Annotated in this window: 20 protein-coding genes; 11 read left to right on the top strand and 9 right to left on the bottom strand. The window is 52.1% G+C overall.

Annotated elements, in window-relative coordinates:
* Positions 1–4 precede the first annotated feature (4 nt).
* The 6 genes from HU143_RS16850 to HU143_RS16825 all read right to left on the bottom strand — a co-directional run bounded on the left by HU143_RS16850 (position 5) and on the right by HU143_RS16825 (position 6,446).
* Positions 5–334 carry a cytochrome o ubiquinol oxidase subunit IV gene (locus HU143_RS16850; protein ID WP_023227333.1) on the bottom strand — a complete coding sequence of 110 codons (330 nt, stop codon included), beginning with the start codon at positions 332–334 and terminating at the stop codon, positions 5–7.
* Positions 334–948, bottom strand: a complete 615-nt coding sequence (locus HU143_RS16845; RefSeq protein WP_000179833.1) for a cytochrome o ubiquinol oxidase subunit III — start codon at positions 946–948, stop codon at positions 334–336. Before HU143_RS16845 ends, HU143_RS16850 begins: the two co-directional genes overlap by 1 nt.
* Positions 938–2,929, bottom strand: coding sequence for a cytochrome o ubiquinol oxidase subunit I (gene cyoB / locus HU143_RS16840; RefSeq protein ID WP_000467158.1), 1,992 nt, complete (start codon positions 2,927–2,929; stop codon positions 938–940). The genes HU143_RS16845 and cyoB overlap by 11 nt, the downstream gene beginning before the upstream one ends.
* Before the next feature lie 10 nt (positions 2,930–2,939).
* Entirely contained in the window at positions 2,940–3,896 is a 957-nt protein-coding gene (gene cyoA, locus HU143_RS16835) for a cytochrome o ubiquinol oxidase subunit II (RefSeq protein ID WP_023227334.1), read from the bottom strand.
* Between the two features lie 452 nt (positions 3,897–4,348).
* The gene (gene ampG / locus HU143_RS16830) at positions 4,349–5,824 is read right to left on the bottom strand and encodes a muropeptide MFS transporter AmpG (protein ID WP_000098473.1); all 1,476 of its coding nucleotides are present in this window, start codon (positions 5,822–5,824) and stop codon (positions 4,349–4,351) included.
* 43 nt (positions 5,825–5,867) lie between these two features.
* Positions 5,868–6,446 carry a lipoprotein gene (locus tag HU143_RS16825; RefSeq protein ID WP_001537832.1) on the bottom strand — a complete coding sequence of 193 codons (579 nt, stop codon included), beginning with the start codon at positions 6,444–6,446 and terminating at the stop codon, positions 5,868–5,870.
* A 303-nt stretch (positions 6,447–6,749) separates the two neighbouring features.
* On the opposite strand from HU143_RS16825, the gene bolA reads away from it, so the two are divergent.
* From bolA to HU143_RS16780, 9 genes are all read left to right on the top strand, one after another.
* A complete protein-coding gene (gene bolA / locus HU143_RS16820) occupies positions 6,750–7,067 on the top strand; it encodes a transcriptional regulator BolA (protein WP_000973433.1) in 318 nt (105 codons plus the stop codon).
* 346 nt (positions 7,068–7,413) lie between these two features.
* Positions 7,414–8,712, top strand: coding sequence for a trigger factor (gene tig, locus HU143_RS16815; RefSeq protein ID WP_001198403.1), 1,299 nt, complete (start codon positions 7,414–7,416; stop codon positions 8,710–8,712).
* Between the two features lie 246 nt (positions 8,713–8,958).
* Positions 8,959–9,582 carry an ATP-dependent Clp endopeptidase proteolytic subunit ClpP gene (gene clpP / locus HU143_RS16810; protein WP_000122257.1) on the top strand — a complete coding sequence of 208 codons (624 nt, stop codon included), beginning with the start codon at positions 8,959–8,961 and terminating at the stop codon, positions 9,580–9,582.
* A 251-nt stretch (positions 9,583–9,833) separates the two neighbouring features.
* The gene (gene clpX, locus HU143_RS16805) at positions 9,834–11,105 is read left to right on the top strand and encodes an ATP-dependent protease ATP-binding subunit ClpX (protein WP_000130314.1); all 1,272 of its coding nucleotides are present in this window, start codon (positions 9,834–9,836) and stop codon (positions 11,103–11,105) included.
* A 185-nt stretch (positions 11,106–11,290) separates the two neighbouring features.
* Complete coding sequence (lon, locus tag HU143_RS16800; protein WP_001067723.1) at positions 11,291–13,645, top strand: endopeptidase La; 2,355 nt, start codon at positions 11,291–11,293, stop codon at positions 13,643–13,645.
* A 208-nt stretch (positions 13,646–13,853) separates the two neighbouring features.
* Complete coding sequence (gene hupB / locus HU143_RS16795) at positions 13,854–14,126, top strand: nucleoid-associated protein HU-beta (protein ID WP_001043544.1); 273 nt, start codon at positions 13,854–13,856, stop codon at positions 14,124–14,126.
* Between the two features lie 290 nt (positions 14,127–14,416).
* Positions 14,417–16,288 carry a peptidylprolyl isomerase gene (gene ppiD, locus HU143_RS16790; RefSeq protein ID WP_000969434.1) on the top strand — a complete coding sequence of 624 codons (1,872 nt, stop codon included), beginning with the start codon at positions 14,417–14,419 and terminating at the stop codon, positions 16,286–16,288.
* Positions 16,289–16,437: 149 nt separating this feature from the next.
* On the top strand, positions 16,438–16,812 hold the full coding sequence (locus tag HU143_RS16785; RefSeq protein WP_000680322.1) for a helix-hairpin-helix domain-containing protein: 375 nt from the start codon (positions 16,438–16,440) through the stop codon (positions 16,810–16,812).
* Positions 16,813–16,915: 103 nt separating this feature from the next.
* The gene (locus tag HU143_RS16780) at positions 16,916–17,314 is read left to right on the top strand and encodes a YbgC/FadM family acyl-CoA thioesterase (RefSeq protein ID WP_023227335.1); all 399 of its coding nucleotides are present in this window, start codon (positions 16,916–16,918) and stop codon (positions 17,312–17,314) included.
* Positions 17,315–17,419: 105 nt separating this feature from the next.
* Here the strand turns inward: HU143_RS16780 and queC are convergent, their stop codons facing one another.
* Positions 17,420–18,115 carry a 7-cyano-7-deazaguanine synthase QueC gene (gene queC, locus HU143_RS16775; protein WP_000817202.1) on the bottom strand — a complete coding sequence of 232 codons (696 nt, stop codon included), beginning with the start codon at positions 18,113–18,115 and terminating at the stop codon, positions 17,420–17,422.
* 64 nt (positions 18,116–18,179) lie between these two features.
* Positions 18,180–19,880, bottom strand: a complete 1,701-nt coding sequence (locus tag HU143_RS16770) for an SgrR family transcriptional regulator (protein ID WP_023227336.1) — start codon at positions 19,878–19,880, stop codon at positions 18,180–18,182.
* A gap of 100 nt (positions 19,881–19,980) precedes the next feature.
* Here HU143_RS16770 and cof point away from each other — a divergent pair, with 100 nt between their 5' ends.
* Positions 19,981–20,799, top strand: coding sequence for an HMP-PP phosphatase (gene cof, locus HU143_RS16765; protein ID WP_000113030.1), 819 nt, complete (start codon positions 19,981–19,983; stop codon positions 20,797–20,799).
* 49 nt (positions 20,800–20,848) lie between these two features.
* Here cof and cdsH read toward each other — a convergent pair whose 3' ends face one another.
* The gene (gene cdsH / locus HU143_RS16760) at positions 20,849–21,904 is read right to left on the bottom strand and encodes a cysteine desulfhydrase (protein ID WP_000987849.1); all 1,056 of its coding nucleotides are present in this window, start codon (positions 21,902–21,904) and stop codon (positions 20,849–20,851) included.
* A gap of 112 nt (positions 21,905–22,016) precedes the next feature.
* On the opposite strand from cdsH, the gene decR reads away from it, so the two are divergent.
* The gene (gene decR / locus HU143_RS16755) at positions 22,017–22,475 is read left to right on the top strand and encodes a DNA-binding transcriptional regulator DecR (protein ID WP_000884593.1); all 459 of its coding nucleotides are present in this window, start codon (positions 22,017–22,019) and stop codon (positions 22,473–22,475) included.
* Positions 22,476–22,485: the final 10 nt, after the last annotated feature.

Raw genomic sequence — 22,485 nt, 5'->3', positions numbered from 1 at the left:
GCTCTTAGTGCATCATCATGTTGTAGTTGAGGTTCCACATAATCCAGATGGAGCCCACAACCAGGATGGCGATGATCAGCACGGTAAAGATGAAGGCCGTCATGTTCCAGCCTTCATCAGATTTGGTGTTCATGTGCAGGAAACACACCAGATGCACCAAAATCTGCACCACTGCCATTGCCAGGATAGATCCCAGAATAACGGCCGGAGAGGCAGCGCCAGTCATCACCATCCAGAATGGAATAACCGTCAGGATGACCGACAGGATAAAGCCGGTCATGTACGTTTTTACGCTGCCGTGGGATGCGCCGCCGTTCTCGGTAGAATGACTCATTACATCGCCCCCATCAGATAAACAACAGTGAATACGCAAATCCAAATCACATCCAGGAAGTGCCAGAACAGGCTCAGGCACATGATGCGGGTACGGTTAGTGCTGGTCAGACCGCGACGGGCAACTTGTACCATCAGCACCGCCATCCAGATCAAACCGGAAGTGACGTGCAGACCGTGCGTGCCGACCAGCGCGAAGAACGCAGACAGGAAGCCGCTGCGATCCGGGCCCATACCGTTAACAATCAGGTGATGGAATTCATAGAGTTCCATCCCGATAAATCCGGCACCGAACAAGAAGGTCAACGCCAGCCAGGAGATAACCTGGCTCTTGTTGTTCTTGTGCATGGCGATCGCCGCCATGCCGTAGGTAATGGAGCTAAATAACAGCAGGAAGGTTTCAACCAAAACGAACGGCAGTTCAAAAATATCCTTACCTGTCGGGCCGCCAGCGGTGCCGTTCACCAGAACGGCATAGGTAGCAAACAGAATAGAGAACAGAATGCAGTCGCTCATCAGGTAGACCCAAAATCCGAAGATTTTGTTCTGGCCTGCGTCATGGTGCCCGTGTTCGTGCGCGTGGGCAGTCGCGTGCGTTAAAGTATCAGTTGCCATTTTTCAGCCCTGCCTTAGTAATCTCATCGAAATGCTGGTTTTCCAGTTTTTCGACTTCCGGGACCGGCACGTAGTAATCCACATCTTCATCAAAGCTTTTTACAATCCAGCTGATGATCATGCCTGCGAAACCCACTATCGCCAGCCACCAGATATGCCAGATCATGGCGAAGCCAAATACCGTTGCGAAGGCGGCGATAACAATACCGGCACCGCTATTTTTCGGCATATGAATCTCTTCATATTGTCCAGGCTGTTGGTACGCTTCGCCTTTTTCTTTCATTTCCCAGAAGGCGTCACGTTCGTGAACGTGCGGCACAACGGCAAAGTTATAGAACGGCGGCGGAGACGAGGTTGACCACTCCAGCGTACGGCCACCCCATGGGTCGCCGGTCAGATCGCGGTTCTGATCGCGGTCGCGAATAGAAACGAAGATCTGAATCAGTTGGCACAGGATACCCAGCGCAATCAGCGCGGCGCCGGCGGCGGCAACCATCAGCATCGTATGGAACTGCGGATCAATTTGCTGGCTGAGGCGACGGGTCATGCCCATGAAGCCCAGTACGTACAGCGGCATAAAGGCTACAAAGAAACCGATAATCCAGAACCAGAAGGCGCGTTTACCCCAGGTTTCGTTCAGCTTGAAGCCAAACGCCTTCGGCCACCAGTAGGTCATACCCGCGAAGCAGCCAAACACTACGCCGCCGATGATCACGTTATGGAAGTGCGCAATCAGGAATAGGCTGTTGTGCAGGACGAAGTCCGCGCCCGGTACCGCCAGCAGCACGCCGGTCATACCGCCGACCGAGAAGGTCACGATAAAGCCGATGGTCCACATCATTGCGGAATGGAAGACGATACGGCCCTGATACATGGTGAACAACCAGTTGAAGATCTTCACCCCGGTCGGGATGGCGATAATCATGGTGGTGATACCGAAGAAGGCGTTAACGTTCGCGCCTGCGCCCATCGTGAAGAAGTGGTGCAGCCAAACGATAAACGACAGTACGGTAATACAGACGGTCGCCCAAACCAGCGAGGTATAGCCGAACAGACGTTTACGCGAGAAGGTCGCTGCGATTTCGGAGAATACCCCGAAGACCGGCAGAATCAGAATGTACACTTCCGGATGGCCCCAGGCCCAAATCAGGTTGATGTACATCATCATGTTGCCGCCCATATCGTTGGTAAAGAAATGGGTGCCCAGATAGCGATCCAGGGTCAGCAACGCGACGGTAACCGTCAGAATCGGGAAAGAGGCGATGATCAGTACGTTGGCGCACAAAGAGGCCCAGGTAAAGACCGGCATCTTGAACATTGTCATACCCGGCGCACGCATCTTCAGGATCGTCACGAAGAAGTTGATACCGGTTAACGTCGTACCAATACCCGAGAGTTGCAACGCCCATATCCAGTAATCGACCCCGACGCTGGGACTGTACTCTATTCCCGATAGCGGCGGATAAGCCAGCCACCCTGTCTGCGCGAATTCACCCACGCCCAGCGAGAGGTTAACCAGGATAACGCCGACAACGGTGAACCAGAAGCTCAGGTTGTTCAGGAAAGGGAACGCAACGTCGCGCGCGCCGATCTGCAGCGGAACCACCAGGTTCATCAGACCGATAACGAAGGGCATCGCCACGAAGAAGATCATGATTACGCCGTGAGCGGTAAAGATCTGATCGTAGTGGTGCGGCGGTAGAAAACCCGCTTCGCCGGCGGAGGCAAGCGCCTGCTGGCTACGCATCATGATGGCATCGGCGAAACCACGTAACAGCATCACAATCGCGACGATGATATACATGATGCCGAGGCGTTTATGGTCAACCGACGTTAACCACTCTTTCCATAGGTAGGTCCACTTACCGAAGTAAGTAATCGCTGCCAGTATCGCCAGTCCCCCGACGATAATTGCAGCGATCGTTACCATGACGATAGGTTCATGGAACGGTACTGCATCCAGTGATAATTTTCCGAACATCTTATCTTCCTCAACCCTTGGAGTTGGCGGATTCCGCGTGGCTCATGTCCATACCTTCCATTCCTTCATGCGAGCTGTGCTCACCTTCAGGTTGGGTCATGTCCATGCTCTTACCGTGGTCCATGAATTTGTTAATAACGTACTTGAACAAATCTGGTTTCACGCTGGAGAAATATTCCACCTTGTTGTACTCGCTTGGCATAGCCACTTTCTCGAACGCCGCCATATCATTCATGGTGTTCGGAGACTGCTTCGCTTTTGCGACCCATTGGTCGAATTCTGCGCGGTCTTTGGTGGCGATAGCTTTAAACTTCATACCAGAGAAGCCCGGGCCGCTATAGCTGGCGGAGATGCCATCGTAGGTTCCGGGTTCATTGGCGATCAGATGCAAACGCGTTTGCATACCGGCCATGGCATAAATCTGGCTACCCAGACGCGGGATAAAGAAGGAGTTCATCACGGAGTTGGAGGTCACTTTGAAATAAACCGGCGTGTTCGCCGGGAAGGCGATCTCGTTGACGGTGGCGATACCCTGCTCCGGATAGATGAAGAACCATTTCCAGTCCATGGAAACCACTTCGATGGTGATCGGTTTTTCGTCATGCGCCAGCGGCTTGCTTGGTTCAAGCGCGTGCGTGGTTTTCCAGGTCAGTACGGCAAGGAAAATGATGATCAAGATAGGCACTGTCCAGACCACGGCTTCCACTTTATTGGAGTGTGACCAGTTCGGGCTATACTTCGCATCCTTATTACTCGCACGATACTTCCAGGCGAAACCAACAGCCATCAAGATGGCGGGAATAACGACGATCAACATCAGGCCAAATGCCGTCAGTATCAGCGAACGTTGCTCCAGTCCAATCTGTCCTTTGGGATCCAGCAGCGCAGAATTACAGCCACTGAGTAATGCAGTGCCTGCAATTAATGACAACCATCCCAAACTTTTATTGTATTTCCTGAGTCTCATTTAACGACCTCAATTCCACGGGACCTGGTGGCGTTTAAAGTGTAGGGGCATTTTACGGTAAGGTTACATTACTGTAAACATGATTGGTTCTGTGTTACCAAGTTCTGCCGCGCATGTCACATATGTTGCCAAGTATGTCGAAATAACTTTAAGACACTGTTGAAACTTTGCGTTATAACGGATGAGGTCTGTAAGTGGGATGTTGAGGGATAATTGGTATAACCAATGTAAAAATAAAACAATTACTTAACAATTTATTATCAATAAAAGGACAATCAACGGCAGAAATTTAAATTTAATCGGCTGAATCGTGTAAAGAAAATAGGTAGCGTAGAAATTACCAATAATTTCCAAAATTCTGTTGCGCACAAAAAGACAAATATATTTTTTATCAATTGATGGTTATTTAGCCGTTATAATTCCGGGTCGTTATTACAACGGCAAATAATGTTTTAGAGCAGGCGTGTTTTTCGTAGTGCCAGGTAGTCCAGCAACCCGCCAAAGACAATGCCGCACACGGCAACCGCTACCGCAGTCTCAAGCAATCCGGACAGGAATGAGAAGTTAGTGTAATCCAACGCGTTCATGGTCAGCAGGAGTACCCATACCGCCAGCAAAGCGACGCCCGCGAGCAGGATTGAAAGCGCGAAATTGTAGGCGCCACGGTATTGCGTGCGGGGAATGAAACGCTCGTTCTGCCAGCTATATTCCAGCGTTTGCCGACAGACCAGCAACAGTAACAGCCCGGGAACGGCGGCAACAACCGAGAAGAGGTAGAATGTCGGCCAGCCGTGCGCTTCAACGAACCAGCCCGCTACGGGACCAACATAAACGCGGCCTACTGCGGAGAGGGCCGACAGTAGGGCAAACTGTGTTGCGGAAAACGACTTATTACATAGCGTCATTAATAAGGCGACAAAGGCGGCAGTACCCATCCCGCCGCACAGATTTTCGAAAAAGACCGCCGCGCCCATGCTGAACATGTTTTTATCGGTAATGGAGAGCAACCAGTAACCGGCGTTGGACGCGCCTTGCAAAATGCCGAAAATCAGCAGCGCGCGAAACAGCGAAAGACGCTGCATTAATATGCCGCCGTATAACGCGCCGACGATCGTCGCCAGCAGGCCCAGCGTTTTATTGACCACACCGACTTCGCCGGCGTCAAAGCCGACGCCGCGAATCAAAAAGGTGGTGGTCAGGCTCATGGCGAAGGCGTCACCCAGTTTATAAAGCACAATGAGCAGTAAAATCAGCCAGGCGTTATTACGGCCAAAGAAATCGCGTAGCGGCGCGACGACGGCCTGTTCCAGCGATTTCGGGGACGGGATAGTATCGGTCGGTTCCGGCGCCAGTAAGGTGGCGATAATGCAGGGGATCAACAATGCCGCCATCAGCCAGTACATGCCCTGCCAGCCGAGCCAGCGATCGGCCAGCCATAGCGCCAGTCCGCCGGAAACCAGCATCCCCAACCGGTAGCCAAGCACGCTGATTGCCGCGCCAGCGCCGCGTTCTTCTGCGGGTAAAACATCGGTTTTCCAGGCGTCGAACACGATATCCTGCGAGGCGGAGCAAAAAGCAATCACCACCGCCAGCGCCGCCATCCAGCGTAGCTGCGTGCCGGGTTCAAGAAAGCCCATCGCCGCAATCGCCGCCAGTAACAACAGTTGGGTGGCGAGTAACCAACCGCGACGACGACCTAAAAAAGGCGGCGTGTAGCGGTCCATCAGCGGGGACCAGAGAAACTTAAACACATAGGCCTGACCAACCAGCGAGAAGAAGCCAATCGTTTTAAGATCGATATTCTCGACGGTCATCCACGCCTGTAGCGTACCGGAAGTGAGCGCCAGCGGGAGACCGGAGGCAAAACCCAATATCAGCAGAATGGCTGAGCGCGGTTGCTGGAAAATACGTAAATATTGACTTGACATAGGCATCTACAGACCCGGCTTCTGCCGGGTCTTGTTGTTGCTATTAACGGGCGTTTTGCTTGATAAAATCGTGAATACTGGTGTCCTGAGACATATCAGCAATGGTATCGGTCAGAACGCTGTTTACCGCGTCGGCAATATTCTGGTTAGAGGCCTGGAACGCCCCTTCAATAGAGTAGTTGGCGCGATAGTTTTTGGTCATCTTGCTGCCATTTGCCGCGGTCGCAATAATCGCGATATCCGCTTTGGTCGCGATGTTGTAGCGCACGCTGCCCTGGGAAACATCAGCATACAGTTGGTTAACAATAATCTGCAGATTAACCGCGCCGTTAGGCCCGATCATGTAGCCCCGTGCCGTCATCTGTTTTTCCAGGACTTCTTGTAACAGGAAGCGTAAATCGCGGGAGGCGGTTAACGTTACCAACTGGTTGTTACGCGTGACTTTCGCTAACGCTTGATCCTGGCGTTGGTCCGCGCCGGTAATGCTAACGGTGACGCCCATCAGGCTCGGGTCCTGCTGTGGCAAGGTGATCTTCGGCGCGACGTCAATGGTCGTCGGCGGTGTGGCGCATCCTGCCAGCATAAACAGAGCGACTAACGGAAAGAGAAGTTTTTTTAACATATTCAGGCTCTCAATGACGCTTAAAACGTGATAGGTAAAAATTCCCGCCATCATAACACCGCTAACGGCGAGGGGAAGTGGTCAACGCAGGTAAATTCGTCGTAATGTCCGATTTGGTATTGATAACGGCGCGAGCGGGGATTTTGAGCGCTAAAAGAATGATTAAGGCAGTAAACTTCATACGTTTGGCTGAAATAATCAGACGAAAGCTAAATTTTTGTTGTCATGCTGTAATGGAAACGGTAAAAGCGGCTAGTATTTAAAGGGATGGGTGACATCACAGCGTTGTCGGAGGAGATTTTCATGATGATACGTGAGCAAATAGAAGAAAAATTAAGGACAGCGTTCGACCCCGTGTTTCTCGAAGTTGTGGATGAAAGCTATCGTCACAATGTTCCTGCAGGATCGGAAAGCCATTTTAAGGTCGTGCTGGTGAGCGATCGCTTTACAGGCGAACGTTTTCTTAATCGTCATCGGATGATTTACGGTACGTTAACGGCGGAACTTTCCACAACCGTACATGCGCTGGCACTGCATACTTATACCCTCAAAGAGTGGGAAGGGTTGCAGGATACTATCTTCGCGTCGCCTCCTTGTCGCGGCGCGGGAAGCATCGCGTAGCAAAACGGATTTGCAACTACCTCCGCTTTTCCAGTATGTTGCTACAGAATTATGTGAAAACGGCCTGCGGGCCGTTTTGTTTTGTCTGAATTTTGAGCGTGTCGTACAGTATTCAGACAAAAATTAGCCGAGAATTGTGAAAACCGCCGCAGCATCGCACAATCACCGTTCTCGACTCACAAAAGTGATGCCGCTATAATGCGCCGTCTTATATATGAACGTCTTCGGGATGATTCTGACGACAGGGAATGTGATTGATTATGAGAACATCCCGGTTCCGCGAAGCAAATAGCACGTGCTTGCGGAGTAGAGTTGACCGAGCACTGTGATTTTTTGAGGTAACAAGATGCAAGTTTCAGTTGAAACCACTCAGGGCCTTGGCCGCCGTGTAACGATTACAATCGCTGCTGACAGCATCGAGACCGCTGTAAAAAGCGAGCTGGTCAACGTAGCGAAAAAAGTACGTATTGACGGCTTCCGTAAAGGCAAAGTACCGATGAATATCGTCGCTCAGCGTTATGGCGCTTCTGTTCGCCAGGACGTGCTGGGCGATCTGATGAGCCGCAACTTCGTTGACGCGATCATCAAAGAAAAAATTAACCCGGCAGGCGCGCCGAACTATGTTCCGGGCGAATACAAAGTGGGTGAAGACTTCACTTACTCCGTCGAGTTTGAAGTCTATCCGGAAGTTGAGCTGACCGGCCTCGAGTCCATCGAAGTTGAAAAACCGGTTGTTGAAGTCACCGACGCTGACGTTGATGTGATGCTGGACACCCTGCGTAAGCAGCAGGCGACCTGGAAAGAAAAAGACGGCGCTGCGGATGCGGAAGACCGCGTGACCATCGACTTCACCGGCTCTGTAGACGGCGAAGAGTTCGAAGGCGGCAAAGCGACCGATTTCGTTCTGGCGATGGGCCAGGGTCGTATGATTCCGGGCTTTGAAGACGGCGTTAAAGGCCACAAAGCTGGCGAAGAGTTCACTATCGATGTGACCTTCCCGGAAGAGTACCATGCTGAAAACCTGAAAGGTAAAGCGGCTAAGTTCGTTATCAACCTGAAGAAAGTTGAAGAACGCGAACTGCCGGAACTGACCGAAGAATTCATCAAACGTTTCGGCGTTGAAGATGGTTCCGTAGCCGGTCTGCGCGCTGAAGTACGTAAAAACATGGAACGTGAGCTGAAAGGCGCGGTGCGTAACCGCGTTAAGTCTCAGGCGATCGAAGGTCTGGTAAAAGCTAACGACATCGACGTACCGGCTGCGCTGATCGACAGCGAAATCGACGTTCTGCGTCGTCAGGCTGCGCAGCGTTTTGGTGGTAACGAGAAACAGGCTCTGGAGCTGCCGCGCGAACTGTTCGAAGAACAGGCTAAGCGTCGTGTAGTTGTCGGTCTGCTGCTCGGCGAAGTCATTCGTACCAACGAGCTGAAAGCGGACGAAGAACGCGTTAAAGGCCTGATCGAAGAGATGGCGTCTGCTTACGAAGATCCGAAAGAAGTGATTGAGTTCTACAGCAAAAATAAAGAGCTGATGGACAATATGCGTAACGTCGCTCTGGAAGAACAGGCTGTTGAAGCGGTTCTGGCAAAAGCGAAAGTGTCTGAAAAAGCCACTTCCTTCAATGAGCTGATGAACCAGCAGGCGTAATTTTTCGCGTTAAAAGCACGAAATTTGCACAAAAACCCGTCACCTTTCAGTGACGGGTTTTTTTTGTCACGCATTTTGCATGGTAAGGGTGCGAAAACCGCGTTTCAGTGTTAGCGTTAGAGCAAAAGATTGTTATGCTTGAATTATGGCGATGCCGTACCCATTACAGAGGGACTGGCTGATAATCCGTCCATCAGGTTACAATCAGTACAGCAGGTTTTTTCAATTTTTATCCAGGAGACGGAAATGTCATACAGCGGAGAACGAGATAATTTGGCCCCTCATATGGCGCTGGTGCCGATGGTCATTGAACAGACCTCACGCGGTGAGCGCTCTTTTGATATCTATTCTCGTCTACTTAAGGAACGCGTCATATTTCTGACCGGCCAGGTCGAAGACCATATGGCTAACCTGATCGTGGCGCAGATGCTGTTCCTGGAAGCGGAAAATCCGGAAAAAGATATCTATCTGTACATTAATTCTCCTGGCGGCGTAATTACTGCGGGGATGTCCATCTATGACACCATGCAGTTTATTAAGCCAGACGTCAGCACCATTTGTATGGGACAGGCGGCCTCTATGGGGGCGTTTCTGCTGACTGCCGGGGCGAAAGGCAAACGTTTCTGCTTGCCGAACTCTCGCGTCATGATCCACCAGCCGCTGGGCGGCTACCAGGGCCAGGCGACGGATATTGAAATTCACGCCCGCGAAATTTTGAAAGTAAAAGGGCGCATGAATGAACTTATGGCGCATCATACGGGTCAATCTCTTGAGCAGATTGAACGTGATACTGAGCGCGATCGCTTCCTCTCCGCGCCTGAAGCGGTAGAGTACGGTTTGGTTGACTCAATTTTGACCCATCGTAATTGATGCCCTGGACGCAAGTGTGCCGCTATACACTTCATCCTTCACGCTACCTCGGTGTTGGTTGCCAGCGCGCCTCCCGGTGACTTACTTATGTAAGCGCCTGCGGAGTCGCCGAGTTGCCGCCTTGATGTAGCTCGAATGATTTTGTGTATATACTAATGAAGGGCGGCACAACGCTGATTAGCGGCTTGCGCCTGAGAATGGCATTTGCGTCGTCGTGTGCGGCACAAAGAACAAAGAAGAGGTTTTGACTCATGACAGATAAACGCAAAGATGGCTCGGGCAAATTGTTGTACTGCTCTTTTTGCGGCAAAAGCCAGCATGAAGTGCGCAAGCTGATTGCCGGTCCATCCGTGTATATCTGCGACGAATGCGTCGATTTATGTAACGACATTATTCGCGAAGAAATTAAAGAAGTTGCTCCGCACCGTGAACGTAGTGCGCTGCCGACGCCGCATGAAATTCGTACCCACCTGGACGATTACGTTATCGGCCAGGAGCAGGCGAAAAAAGTGCTGGCGGTGGCGGTCTATAACCACTACAAGCGTCTGCGTAACGGCGATACCAGCAATGGCGTCGAGTTAGGCAAAAGCAACATTCTGCTGATTGGACCGACCGGTTCCGGTAAAACGCTGCTGGCGGAAACGCTGGCGCGCTTGCTGGATGTGCCGTTCACTATGGCGGATGCGACCACGCTAACCGAAGCGGGTTACGTGGGTGAAGACGTCGAGAATATCATTCAGAAACTGTTGCAGAAATGCGACTACGACGTGCAAAAAGCGCAGCGTGGGATTGTCTACATTGATGAAATCGATAAGATTTCGCGTAAATCAGACAATCCGTCCATTACCCGCGATGTTTCCGGCGAAGGCGTACAGCAGGCGTTGCTGAAACTGATCGAAGGCACCGTCGCCGCGGTTCCACCGCAGGGTGGTCGCAAACATCCGCAGCAGGAGTTCTTACAGGTAGATACCTCTAAGATTCTGTTTATCTGCGGCGGCGCGTTTGCCGGTCTGGATAAAGTGATCGCTAACCGTGTTGAAACCGGCTCCGGCATTGGTTTTGGCGCGACGGTGAAAGCGAAGTCCGACAAAGCCAGCGAAGGCGAGCTGTTGTCGCAGGTTGAACCGGAAGATTTGATCAAATTTGGTCTGATTCCTGAGTTTATCGGTCGTCTGCCAGTGGTAGCGACGCTGAACGAACTCAGCGAAGAAGCGCTGATTCAAATCCTGAAAGAGCCGAAAAATGCGCTGACCAAGCAGTATCAGGCGCTGTTTAACCTGGAAGGCGTCGATCTGGAATTCCGTGACGAAGCGCTGGACGCTATCGCCAGGAAAGCAATGGCGCGTAAAACCGGTGCCCGTGGTCTGCGTTCTATCGTCGAAGCGGCGCTGCTGGATACCATGTACGATTTGCCATCTATGGAAGACGTCGAAAAAGTGGTGATCGACGAGTCCGTTATTGCCGGTCAGAGTAAGCCGTTGCTGATTTACGGCAAACCGGAAGCGCAGGCTTCTGGCGAATAATTAAACATTCATACAATCAGTTAGCCAAAAAAGGGGGGATTTTATCTCCCCTTTCGTTTTTCCTGTAAACACGCCGTTGAATGTGTGGGAAACATCCCCATATACTGACGTACATGTTATAGGTGGTATGGAGCACAGCTATACTATCTGATTACCTGGCGGACACTAAACTAAGAGAGAGCTCTATGAATCCTGAGCGTTCTGAACGCATTGAAATCCCCGTATTGCCCTTGCGCGATGTGGTGGTTTATCCGCACATGGTCATACCCTTATTTGTAGGGCGGGAAAAATCTATCCGTTGTCTGGAAGCGGCTATGGACCATGATAAAAAAATCATGCTGGTCGCCCAGAAGGAAGCATCAACGGATGAGCCGGGTGTAAACGATCTTTTCACCGTCGGGACCGTGGCCTCTATTTTGCAGATGTTGAAACTGCCTGACGGCACCGTAAAAGTGCTGGTCGAGGGGTTACAGCGCGCGCGTATTTCCGCGCTGTCTGACAACGGCGAACATTTCTCCGCGAAGGCGGAGTACCTTGATTCGCCAGCCATTGATGAGCGAGAACAAGAAGTGCTGGTGCGTACCGCTATCAGCCAGTTCGAAGGCTACATCAAGCTGAACAAAAAAATTCCGCCGGAAGTGCTGACGTCACTCAATAGCATTGACGACCCTGCACGTCTGGCTGACACCATCGCCGCGCATATGCCGCTGAAACTGGCGGATAAACAGTCCGTACTGGAGATGTCCGACGTTAACGAACGTCTGGAATATCTGATGGCGATGATGGAATCTGAAATCGATCTGCTGCAGGTTGAGAAACGCATTCGCAACCGCGTGAAAAAGCAGATGGAGAAATCCCAGCGCGAGTACTATCTGAACGAGCAAATGAAAGCGATTCAGAAAGAACTTGGCGAGATGGACGACGCGCCGGACGAAAACGAAGCGCTGAAGCGTAAGATCGACGCGGCGAAAATGCCGAAAGAGGCGAAAGAGAAAGCGGAAGCGGAACTGCAGAAGCTGAAAATGATGTCTCCGATGTCGGCGGAAGCGACCGTGGTGCGCGGCTACATCGACTGGATGGTGCAGGTGCCGTGGAATGCGCGTAGCAAGGTCAAAAAAGACCTGCGTCAGGCGCAGGAAATCCTCGATACTGACCATTATGGTCTGGAGCGCGTGAAAGACCGCATCCTTGAGTATCTCGCGGTTCAAAGCCGTGTAAATAAAATCAAGGGGCCGATCCTGTGTCTGGTGGGGCCGCCGGGGGTAGGTAAAACCTCGTTGGGCCAGTCCATCGCTAAAGCAACAGGGCGTAAATACATCCGTATGGCGCTGGGCGGCGTGCGTGATGAAGCGGAAATCCGCGGTCATCGCCGGACTTACATTGGCTCTATGCCGGGTAAACTGATCCAAAAAATGGCCAAAGTGGGGGTTAAAAACCCACTGTTCCTGCTCGATGAGATCGACAAAATGTCTTCTGACATGCGCGGCGATCCGGCTTCCGCACTGCTGGAAGTGCTGGATCCGGAGCAGAACGTGGCGTTCAGCGATCATTACCTGGAAGTGGATTACGATCTCAGCGATGTGATGTTCGTCGCCACCTCCAACTCCATGAACATTCCGGCGCCGTTGCTGGATCGTATGGAAGTGATCCGTCTGTCCGGTTATACCGAAGATGAGAAGCTGAATATTGCTAAACGTCACCTGCTGCCGAAGCAGATCGAGCGTAACGCGCTGAAGAAAGGCGAACTGACGGTCGACGATAGCGCGATTATCGGTATTATTCGCTATTACACGCGTGAAGCGGGCGTGCGTAGTCTGGAGCGTGAAATCTCCAAACTGTGCCGCAAAGCGGTTAAACAACTGTTGCTCGATAAGTCGTTAAAACATATCGAAATTAACGGCGATAATCTGCACGACTACCTCGGTGTGCAGCGCTTTGATTATGGCCGCGCGGATAGCGAAAACCGCGTAGGTCAGGTGACGGGCCTGGCGTGGACGGAAGTGGGCGGCGATCTGTTGACCATCGAAACCGCCTGCGTACCGGGCAAAGGCAAGTTGACCTACACCGGCTCGCTCGGTGAAGTGATGCAGGAATCTATTCAGGCGGCGCTGACCGTGGTGCGCGCGCGCGCGGAAAAACTGGGTATTAATCCGGACTTTTACGAAAAACGCGATATCCACGTTCACGTGCCGGAAGGCGCAACGCCGAAAGACGGTCCAAGCGCCGGTATCGCGATGTGTACCGCGCTGGTTTCCTGCCTGACCGGTAATCCGGTGCGCGCAGATGTGGCAATGACCGGCGAGATCACGCTGCGTGGTCAGGTATTGCCGATCGGCGGCCTGAAAGAAAAATTGTTGGCGGCGCATCGCGGCGGGATTAAAACGGTCTTAATTCCATTCGAAAATAAACGTGACCTGGAGGAAATTCCGGACAACGTGATTGCCGATCTGGATATTCATCCTGTGAAGCGCATTGAGGAAGTTCTGACGCTTGCTCTGCAAAACGAACCGTCTGGAATGCAGGTTGTAACCGCAAAATAGTGACCTCGCGCAAATAGCGCTAATAAAAACAGGGCTGGCAGGCTATTTCGGACTTGCCAGCCTTTTTTTGTATAGCTAATTTAGATGGTTGATTGGGTCTGCCACCATTAACGGGTGTTGTAAGGGCGTGGCAGGCCTGATATAACTGCTGCGCGGTCGTACTTCGAAGGATTCAGGTGCGATATAAATTATAAAGAGGAAGAGAAGAGTGAATAAATCTCAACTGATCGAAAAAATTGCTGCAGGGGCTGATATCTCTAAGGCTGCGGCTGGACGTGCGTTAGATGCGATTATTGCTTCTGTTACCGAATCTCTGAAAGAAGGGGATGACGTTGCACTGGTAGGCTTTGGTACTTTTGCTGTTAAAGAGCGTGCTGCCCGTACTGGTCGCAACCCGCAAACAGGTAAAGAGATCACCATCGCCGCTGCCAAAGTGCCGAGTTTCCGTGCAGGTAAAGCGCTGAAAGACGCGGTAAACTAAGCGTGATCCCCTCGGGGGATGTGACAAAGTACAAGGGCGCATCAACTGATGTGCCTTTTTTATTGGCGATTCGGGACTTTCTGTGCGTTGCGGGCTGACAATTGCCCTCGTTTCTTGTCACAATAGGCTTTTGTGCGCCGCGTTCAGAAAATGCGATGCGCGTGAAGTCTCTATACGCAAATCATTCAGGTTGCGTCGACGCGGCTACTGAGCGAATCACTCAGTAGCCAGCAGAGAAGCCGCCTGAAAGATAAAGTGTAAAGTCACCTACAGCGGAGTGTGGTTACACCATGATGGACAGCTTACGCACGGCTGCAAACAGTCTCGTGCTCAAGATTATTTTCGTTATCATTATCGTGTCGTTCATTTTGACCGGCGTTAGTGGTTACCTGATTGGCGGAAGCAATAACTACGCCGCAAAAGTGAATGGCCAGGAAATCAGCCGGGCACAGTTTGAGAATGCGTTTAACAACGAACGTAACCGTATGCAGCAGCAGTTGGGCGACAGGTATTCTGAACTGGCGGCCAACGAAGGTTATATGAAAAGCCTGCGCCAGCAGGTGCTGAATCGTCTGATAGATGAAGCGCTGTTGGATCAATATTCCCGCGAACTGAAACTGGGCATCAGCGATGAGCAGGTAAAACAGGCGATTTTCGCCACTCCCGCTTTTCAGGTGGACGGTAAGTTTGACAACAACCGCTATAACGCGATTGTGAATCAGATGGGAATGACCGCCGATCAGTACGCTCAGGCGCTGCGTAACCAGCTTACCACTCAGCAACTGATCAACGGCGTGGCCGGTACTGATTTTATGCTGAAAGGGGAAACCGACGAACTGGCGGCATTAGTCTCTCAACAGCGCGTGGTGCGTGAAGCCGTTATTGATGTCAACGCGCTGGCGGCGAAGCAGCAGGTGACCGATCAGGAAGTGTCCAGCTACTACGATCAGAATAAAGTCCGCTTTATGACGCCGGAACAGTTCCGCGTAAGCTATATCAAGCTGGATGCCGCGACGATGCAGGCACCGGTCAGCGATGCGGATATTCAGGCCTATTATGACCAGCATGTAGATCAGTTTACTCAGCCGGAGCGTATTCGTTACAGCATTATTCAGACCAAAACGGAAGATGATGCGAAAGCGGTACTGGATGCGCTGAACAAGGGCGAAGATTTCGCCACGCTGGCGAAAGAGAAATCTACCGATATCATCTCTGCGCGTAATGGCGGCGATATGGGCTGGCTGGAAGAGTCTGCCACGGTGCCGGAACTGAAAAACGCCGGATTAAAAGAAAAAGGCCAGATATCTGGCGTGATTAAGTCGTCTGTCGGTTTTCTGGTGGCGCGTCTGGATGATATTCAGCCTGCCAAAGTGAAACCGTTAAGCGAGGTTCGCGACGACATTGCCGCGAAAGTGAAACAGGAAAAAGCGCTGGATGCTTACTATGCGTTGCAGCAGAAAGTGAGCGATGCGGCAAGCAACGACAATGAGTCGTTAGCAGGCGCTGAACAGGTCGCTGGCGTAAAAGCCGTTGAAACCGGCTGGTTTAGCCGTGACACCTTACCGGAAGAGCTGAACTTCAAACCGGTAGCCGATGCTATCTTTAATGGCGGTCTGGTAGGCGAAAACGGTACGCCGGGGCCGAATTCAGACATTATCACCGTGGATGGTGACCGGGCTTTTGTCGTACGCGTGAGCGAACATAAACCTGAAGCCGTGAAGCCGTTGGCAGAAGTGAAAGAACAGGTCACTGCCCTGGTGAAGCATAATAAAGCGGAACAACAGGCGAAGCTGGATGCGGAAAAACTGCTGGTCGAGCTGAAAGCGGGCAAAGGCGCGGAAGCGATGAAAGCGGCGGGTCTGAGTTTTGGCGAGCCTAAAACGTTAAGTCGTACCAGTCAGGATCCGGTGAGTCAGGCGGCCTTTGCATTAAGCCTTCCGACGAAAGATAAGCCAGTTTATGGCGTGGCGAACGATATGCAGGGTAACGTCGTTCTGCTGGCGTTTGACGAGGTGAAAGCGGGCGCCATGCCGGAAGCGCAGAAAAAAGCGATGGTGCAGGGCATCACGCAGAACAATGCGCAAATTGTCTTTGAGGCGCTGATGAGCAATCTGCGTAAAGAGGCGAAAATCAAAATCGGCGACGCTCTGGAACAGCAGTAATCGTCGAGGCGCTTCGCAAAAAATTGCAAAACGTTGTATCCCACAAAGGCCGCTTTCCCGGCCTTTTCCATTTCTGAGAATTGCCGTTTGTTCGTTTTTCTCCGCCCCGCTATCGTGGCTGCACTGTTAACAAACAAGGAGAAAACAGTATGAAACACGGAATTAAAGCACTGCTTATTACGCTTTCTTTAACCTGCGCGGGCATGGCCCATAGCGCGCTGGCGGCGACGCCTGTCGCAAAAAATGCAGCGGTGGAAACAAAAGCGGATACGCCTTCTTCATCCTCCGCCAAAGCGGCATTACCTGCTAAAGCCAGCGATGATGAAGGTACCAGGGTGAGCATTAATACCGCGTCTGCGGAGGATCTGGCGCGGGTGATGAACGGCGTTGGGCTGAAAAAAGCGCAGGCTATTGTGAGCTATCGGGAGGAGTATGGTCCTTTTAAAACGGTGGATGATTTAAAGCAGGTGCCGGGAATGGGAAGCGCGCTGGTGGAGCGTAATCTGGCAGTTTTAACATTGTAATCACTTGCACAGTGGCCAAAATTTGCCAGACTGTAGAGGTCATACCAGTTATGACCTCTGTACTTGTCGTTTACTTATAACAACAACGTAAGGTTATTGCGCTATGCAAACACAAATCAAAGTTCGTGGATATCATCTTGATGTTTATCAACATGTTAATAATGCCCGCTATCTGGAATTTCTGGAAGAGGCCCGTTGGGATGGGCTGGAAAACAGCGACAGCTTTCAGTGGATGACGGCCCGCAATATTGCCTTTGTGGTGGTAAACATCAATATAAATTACCGTCGCCCGGCGGTATTGAGCGATCTACTGACCGTGACCAGCCAGGTACAACAGCTTAACGGTAAAAGCGGCGTATTAAGCCAGACGATTACGCTGGAGCCAGAAGGGCAGGTGGTGGCCGATGCGCTCATCACGTTTGTTTGTATTGATTTAAAAACGCAAAAAGCGCTGCCGCTGGAAGGCGAATTGCGTGAAAAGCTGAAACAGATGGTGCAATAACGCCTCGCAGTCTGATGGCGTTGAACTTGTCCGGCCTGGCGATATTGACCATGGTGAATATCGCCAGGCCGGATAAGGCGCGTGCGCCGCCATCCGGCAAAACAATCACCTTAACCCGGTTTTTTGCTTCATTGCCGTCATCACCGCCGCTTTATTCGACAGATAATGATTCAGGCCGTTAGCGCGCAGATTACAGGCTGCGCAATGACCACAGCCATCGCCTTTAATGCCGTTATAGCAGGTCAGCGTCTCTTCGCGAACCAAATCCAGTTGGCCCCAATAATCGGCCAGCGCCCAGGTTTCAGCTTTATCAATCCACATTAAGGGCGTTTCGAAACGGATATCTTTCGCCATGCCCAGATTCACCGCGTGATTCAGCGCTTTGACGAACTCATCGCGACAGTCTGGATAGCCGGAAAAATCGGTCTCGCAAACGCCGGTGATCACCGCTTCGGCTTTGACCTGATAAGCGTAAATCGCCGCCAGCGTCAGAAAGAGAATATTGCGTCCCGGTACGAAAGTATTGGGGATACCGTCAGCGTTCGGTTCATAGTCCGGCACCGGAATGCTATCCCGCGTCAGGCTGCTGACCGCCAGTTCGTTCAGCAAAGTGACATCCAGCACTTTATGCGCGCGTGCGCCAAGTTTTAACGCCAGCGCCCGTGCGACATCAATCTCTGCGCGGTGGCGCTGACCATAATCAAACGTGACACAATGCACTTCATCATACTGATGCCGCGCTTGCGCCAGACAAGTGGTGGAGTCCTGACCTCCACTAAATACAACAACGGCGCGTTTCATAGTTATCCTGATCAATGACGAAAACCAATATGGTAACGCGTACGGATAATCCCGACCAGCTTCTTCACGGCGAAGGCGGCGGAAGCCAGGCTTCGCTAAATTCAAACCAGCCGCGAGGGGTGAGCCGAACGCCGTTAACGCCCGGAGGGGCGCTGATGCGATAGTGATAATTAAACAGCGGCGTAAGTGTGGCATCATCCATCAGGTTGGCAAAAACTTGTTGTAGCGCGGCGCGGCGATCTTTTTCATTGGGCTGAATTTGCAGAGCGTCAAGCGTAGCCTGCAGATGGGAAAACGCAGGCGCGTCCAGGACATGCGGCCAGATCTGATCGCAACGTAGCCACTGCTCCAGCGTATATTCCGGCGCTTCGCCGATCAGCCTGTCGCCCATCATCAGATCCGCTTGCGCCAACGCAGGGCAGTTATCCCAGTTTTTGGCATTATGAAAAATCAACGTTAACTCACAGCCGAGCGTCGCCAGGTAATGTCGAAGTTGTTCCGCCATCGTATGCAGCTCTACGGGAAGGTGGTACGCCAGGGTAAGTTTTTTCGGCAATGGCGTTTCATCAACGTCCTGCCATTGCGGGATTGTCCAGCCGGGTAGCAGCCCCTGACTTGGCATAATCAAGTTCTCATCTACCGGCAAGGTTTTCAGCAGCGAAGTATGATGGATAATATGTATCAGACGCCGCGCCTGCTGTACGTTGAGCCGTGAGCCCTTTTTGAGGGTTAAATAACAAAAGCCAAGACTGATACCACTACTTACCTGACTCAGCGTCGCCAGCTCTTCCGGTTTGCCGATGGCAATCTGCACCGGATGGCGGCAACTGGTGCCCAGATCCTGGGCAAACAGTTGCGGGGTGATCCAGAATTCAATCGCTTTCAGCAGCGGATGGCTGAGGTGATAATGGTCATGACTTTCCAGACGCACCAGTTCCGGCGTGAACAACGCCAGGCGAAAAGGACCGGTGCCGATAAGCGGCAGGTCAGGATGCGCCAGACCGCTACAATAGCTCGCCAGACGATGCGCCAGCCAGTAATCAGGTCGGTGAAGGAGAAAGGTCAGGCACTGAGGATGCGTTACTTCGATCCGTGCGACGCTAATAAACAATTTGCTTAGCGCCGGTAGGGTAAGCAGCCTTTCCAGGCGTTCGTGTAGCTGCGCGGTATCCACCGCATCGCCATTATGCCAGTGTAGCGTGGAACGAATATAAAAATCCCAGCGTAAACCGTCGGCGGAAACCTCCCAGTGATGCGCCAAATCCCCGCAAGGATATTGACTGTCGCGGTCGAAGCGCGTTAACCCGGAAAAAACTTGCCCTGCGAGATGCTGTTCCGCGCGTCCTGGCAGAAAACCCGGCTGCAGCGGATCAAGCGGACGATAGTAGGGAATACGCAATGTCGGCGTATCGTTTTGCCATTGGCCGCCCATAAAAGGCTGGAGCATCGCCCGTAACTCACCCGGCGCCAGCTGCGCCAGTTCCAGTACGTTGAGCTGCTGCCCTTTTTCCAGCGCCTGTTCCATCATGGCGGTGCGGAGCGATTCCGGCGTGACCAGAAACTGGAGCTGTCCACGTTTCCCGCGCCCGGACTGCGCCTCCCATCTTAGCCAACCTGCCTGCTGGGCCTGACGCAGCAGCGTTCGCAGATGGCGCTCGCTACAAAAACAGCGCTCGGCCAGTTCGCTAACGGTGACATGTTGCGTTTCCCCGGCGGAAGGCTGCCAGAGGCGTTGATATTGATTAAGCCGATTCAGTAGCCTCATAGAAACCCGGAACACTTCCTTTTATCTGTTCACTATTACTTCCGTATATCTCAGGTAATACTGAACAACAAGTTAACCGCGTCACAGTATGGAGAAAGAGATGGCCCGTCTGGCAGCATTTGATATGGATGGCACGTTATTAATGCCCGATCACCATTTGGGTAGAGAAACGATCGCCACGCTGGCGCGTCTGCGCGAACGCGATATCACTCTGACATTCGCTACGGGCCGTCATGTGCTGGAAATGCGGCATATTCTGGGGACGCTTTCACTGGATGCTTATCTTATTACCGGTAACGGGACGCGAATTCACTCGCTGGAAGGCGACGTGCTGCATCGTCAGGATCTCGATCCTCAGGTTGCCGATACGGTGATGCACCATGCCTGGGATACCCGAGCCAGTATGCATGTGTTTAATGACAACGGCTGGTTTACAGGCCAGGAGATCCCCGCGCTACTCCAGGCGCACGTCTACAGCGGCTTTCGTTATCAGGTTATCGATATAAAAAGTATTCCGGCCCATCAGGTGACGAAGATCTGTTTTTGCGGCGATCATGACGATCTGATCCGTTTGCGCATTCAGCTCAATGAGGCGCTGGAAGAACGCGCGCACCTCTGTTTCTCTGCCGTCGACTGCCTGGAAGTGCTACCGCTGGGGTGCAATAAAGGATCGGCGCTGGCGGTATTGAGCAACCATTTAGGGCTTTCACTGGCAGATTGCATGGCGTTTGGCGACGCGATGAACGATCGGGAAATGCTGGGCAGCGTCGGGCGGGGGCTCATTATGGGCAATGCCATGCCGCAGCTTATCGCCGCGCTGCCACACCTTTCGGTTATCGGACATTGTGGTAATCAAGCGGTATCACACTTTTTGACGCATTGGCTGGACAATCCGCATCTACCTTATTCCCCCGAATGAGAGATCTCTTCCAGCAAGCCAGACATTCAGTCTGGCTTTTTTTTGGTTTCTAGTCGCCGGTAAGTAATTTTGCGATGGCCGCTGACCACGGCGTCAAATCGCCGATATGGTCGCTAACCCAGGCCGGATGGTAATAGGTATCCAGATAGCGATCGCCGCTATCGCACAATAACGTTACGATAGCGCCGGTTTCTCCAGCCTCGCGCATCCGGGCCGCAAGCTGCAGCGCTCCCCACATATTCGTGCCGGTAGAGGCGCCGACTTTACGGCCTAGCTGCGTTTCCAGCCAGTGTGCGGTGGCAACGCTGGCGGCGTCCGGTACGCGCAGCATCTCATCCACGACATCCGGAATAAAAGAAGGCTCTACTCGCGGACGACCAATTCCTTCAATTTTACTGCCCACCGGGCTGCGTAATGAAGCGTCGCGATCCTGCCAGTAAGGTAAAAAGACGGAATTTTCCGGATCCACCACCATGAGCTGAGTATCATAGCCCTGGCAGCGAATATAGCGCCCAATCGTCGCAGAGGTTCCGCCCGTTCCGGCGCTCATGACGATAAATCGCGGTACCGGATGGGGTTCGTTGCGCATCTGGCGGAAAATACTGTCGGCAATATTATTGTTGCCCCGCCAGTCGGTAGCTCGTTCTGCGTAGGTAAACTGGTCCATATAGTGACCGTTCAGTTCATGCGCCAGCCGCTCGGAGGCGGCATAAATTTCGCAGGCGCTCTCCACAAAATGACAGTGGCCGCCGTAAAATTGAATCTGTTCGATTTTACGTTTTGCGGTACAGGCGGGCATGACGGCGATGAACGGCAGTCCCAGTAAACGCGCGAACCAGGCTTCGGAAATCGCCGTTGAGCCTGATGACGCTTCAATAATCGGAGTGCCTTCTTTAATCCAGCCATTGCACAGCCCATAAAGGAACAGCGAGCGCGCCAGACGATGCTTGAGGCTACCGGTGGGATGCGTGCTTTCGTCTTTCAGGTAAAGCTGGATACCTGGAAATGCCGACAGGGGCAAACGAATAAGATGCGTATCCGCCGAGCGCTGGTGGTCAGCGTTAATTTCATTAATGGCATTTTTAACCCAATTGCTACTCATCATTAATATCCATTTATCATTTTGTGCCAAGAGTAGCGAAAAGTACGGAAAAAATTGTTGCTATTTGACCTTTAAATTACAATGTAAGGAGAAAAATATTCTCTATGGAGTGGGTATGTTAGATAAAATTGACCGTAAACTGCTTTGCTTATTGCAGCAGGACTGTACCCTCTCTTTGCAGGCGCTGGCGGATGCCGTTAATCTGACGACAACGCCTTGCTGGAAGCGGCTTAAACGCCTGGAAGATGACGGTATCCTGCTTGGCAGGGTCGCGCTGCTGGACCCGGAAAAACTGGGTCTGGGATTAACCGCTTTTGTGTTGATAAAAACGCAGCACCACAGCAGTGAATGGTACTGTCGGTTCGTGACCGTCGTCTCTGAGATGCCGGAAGTGCTTGGCTTCTGGCGGATGGCGGGGGAATACGACTATCTGATGCGAGTTCAGGTGGCCGACATGAAGCGGTATGACGACTTCTATAAACGTCTGGTCAATAGCGTCCCAGGACTGTCAGACGTCACCTCCAGTTTTGCGATGGAACAGATTAAGTACACCACCTCTCTGCCCATTGAATAATTCTCCCGGT

The sequence above is a fragment of the Salmonella sp. SJTUF14076 genome (assembly GCF_015534835.1).
Lineage (GTDB): Bacteria > Pseudomonadota > Gammaproteobacteria > Enterobacterales > Enterobacteriaceae > Salmonella > Salmonella enterica.
This window is presented reverse-complemented; position numbering and strand designations above follow the sequence as displayed.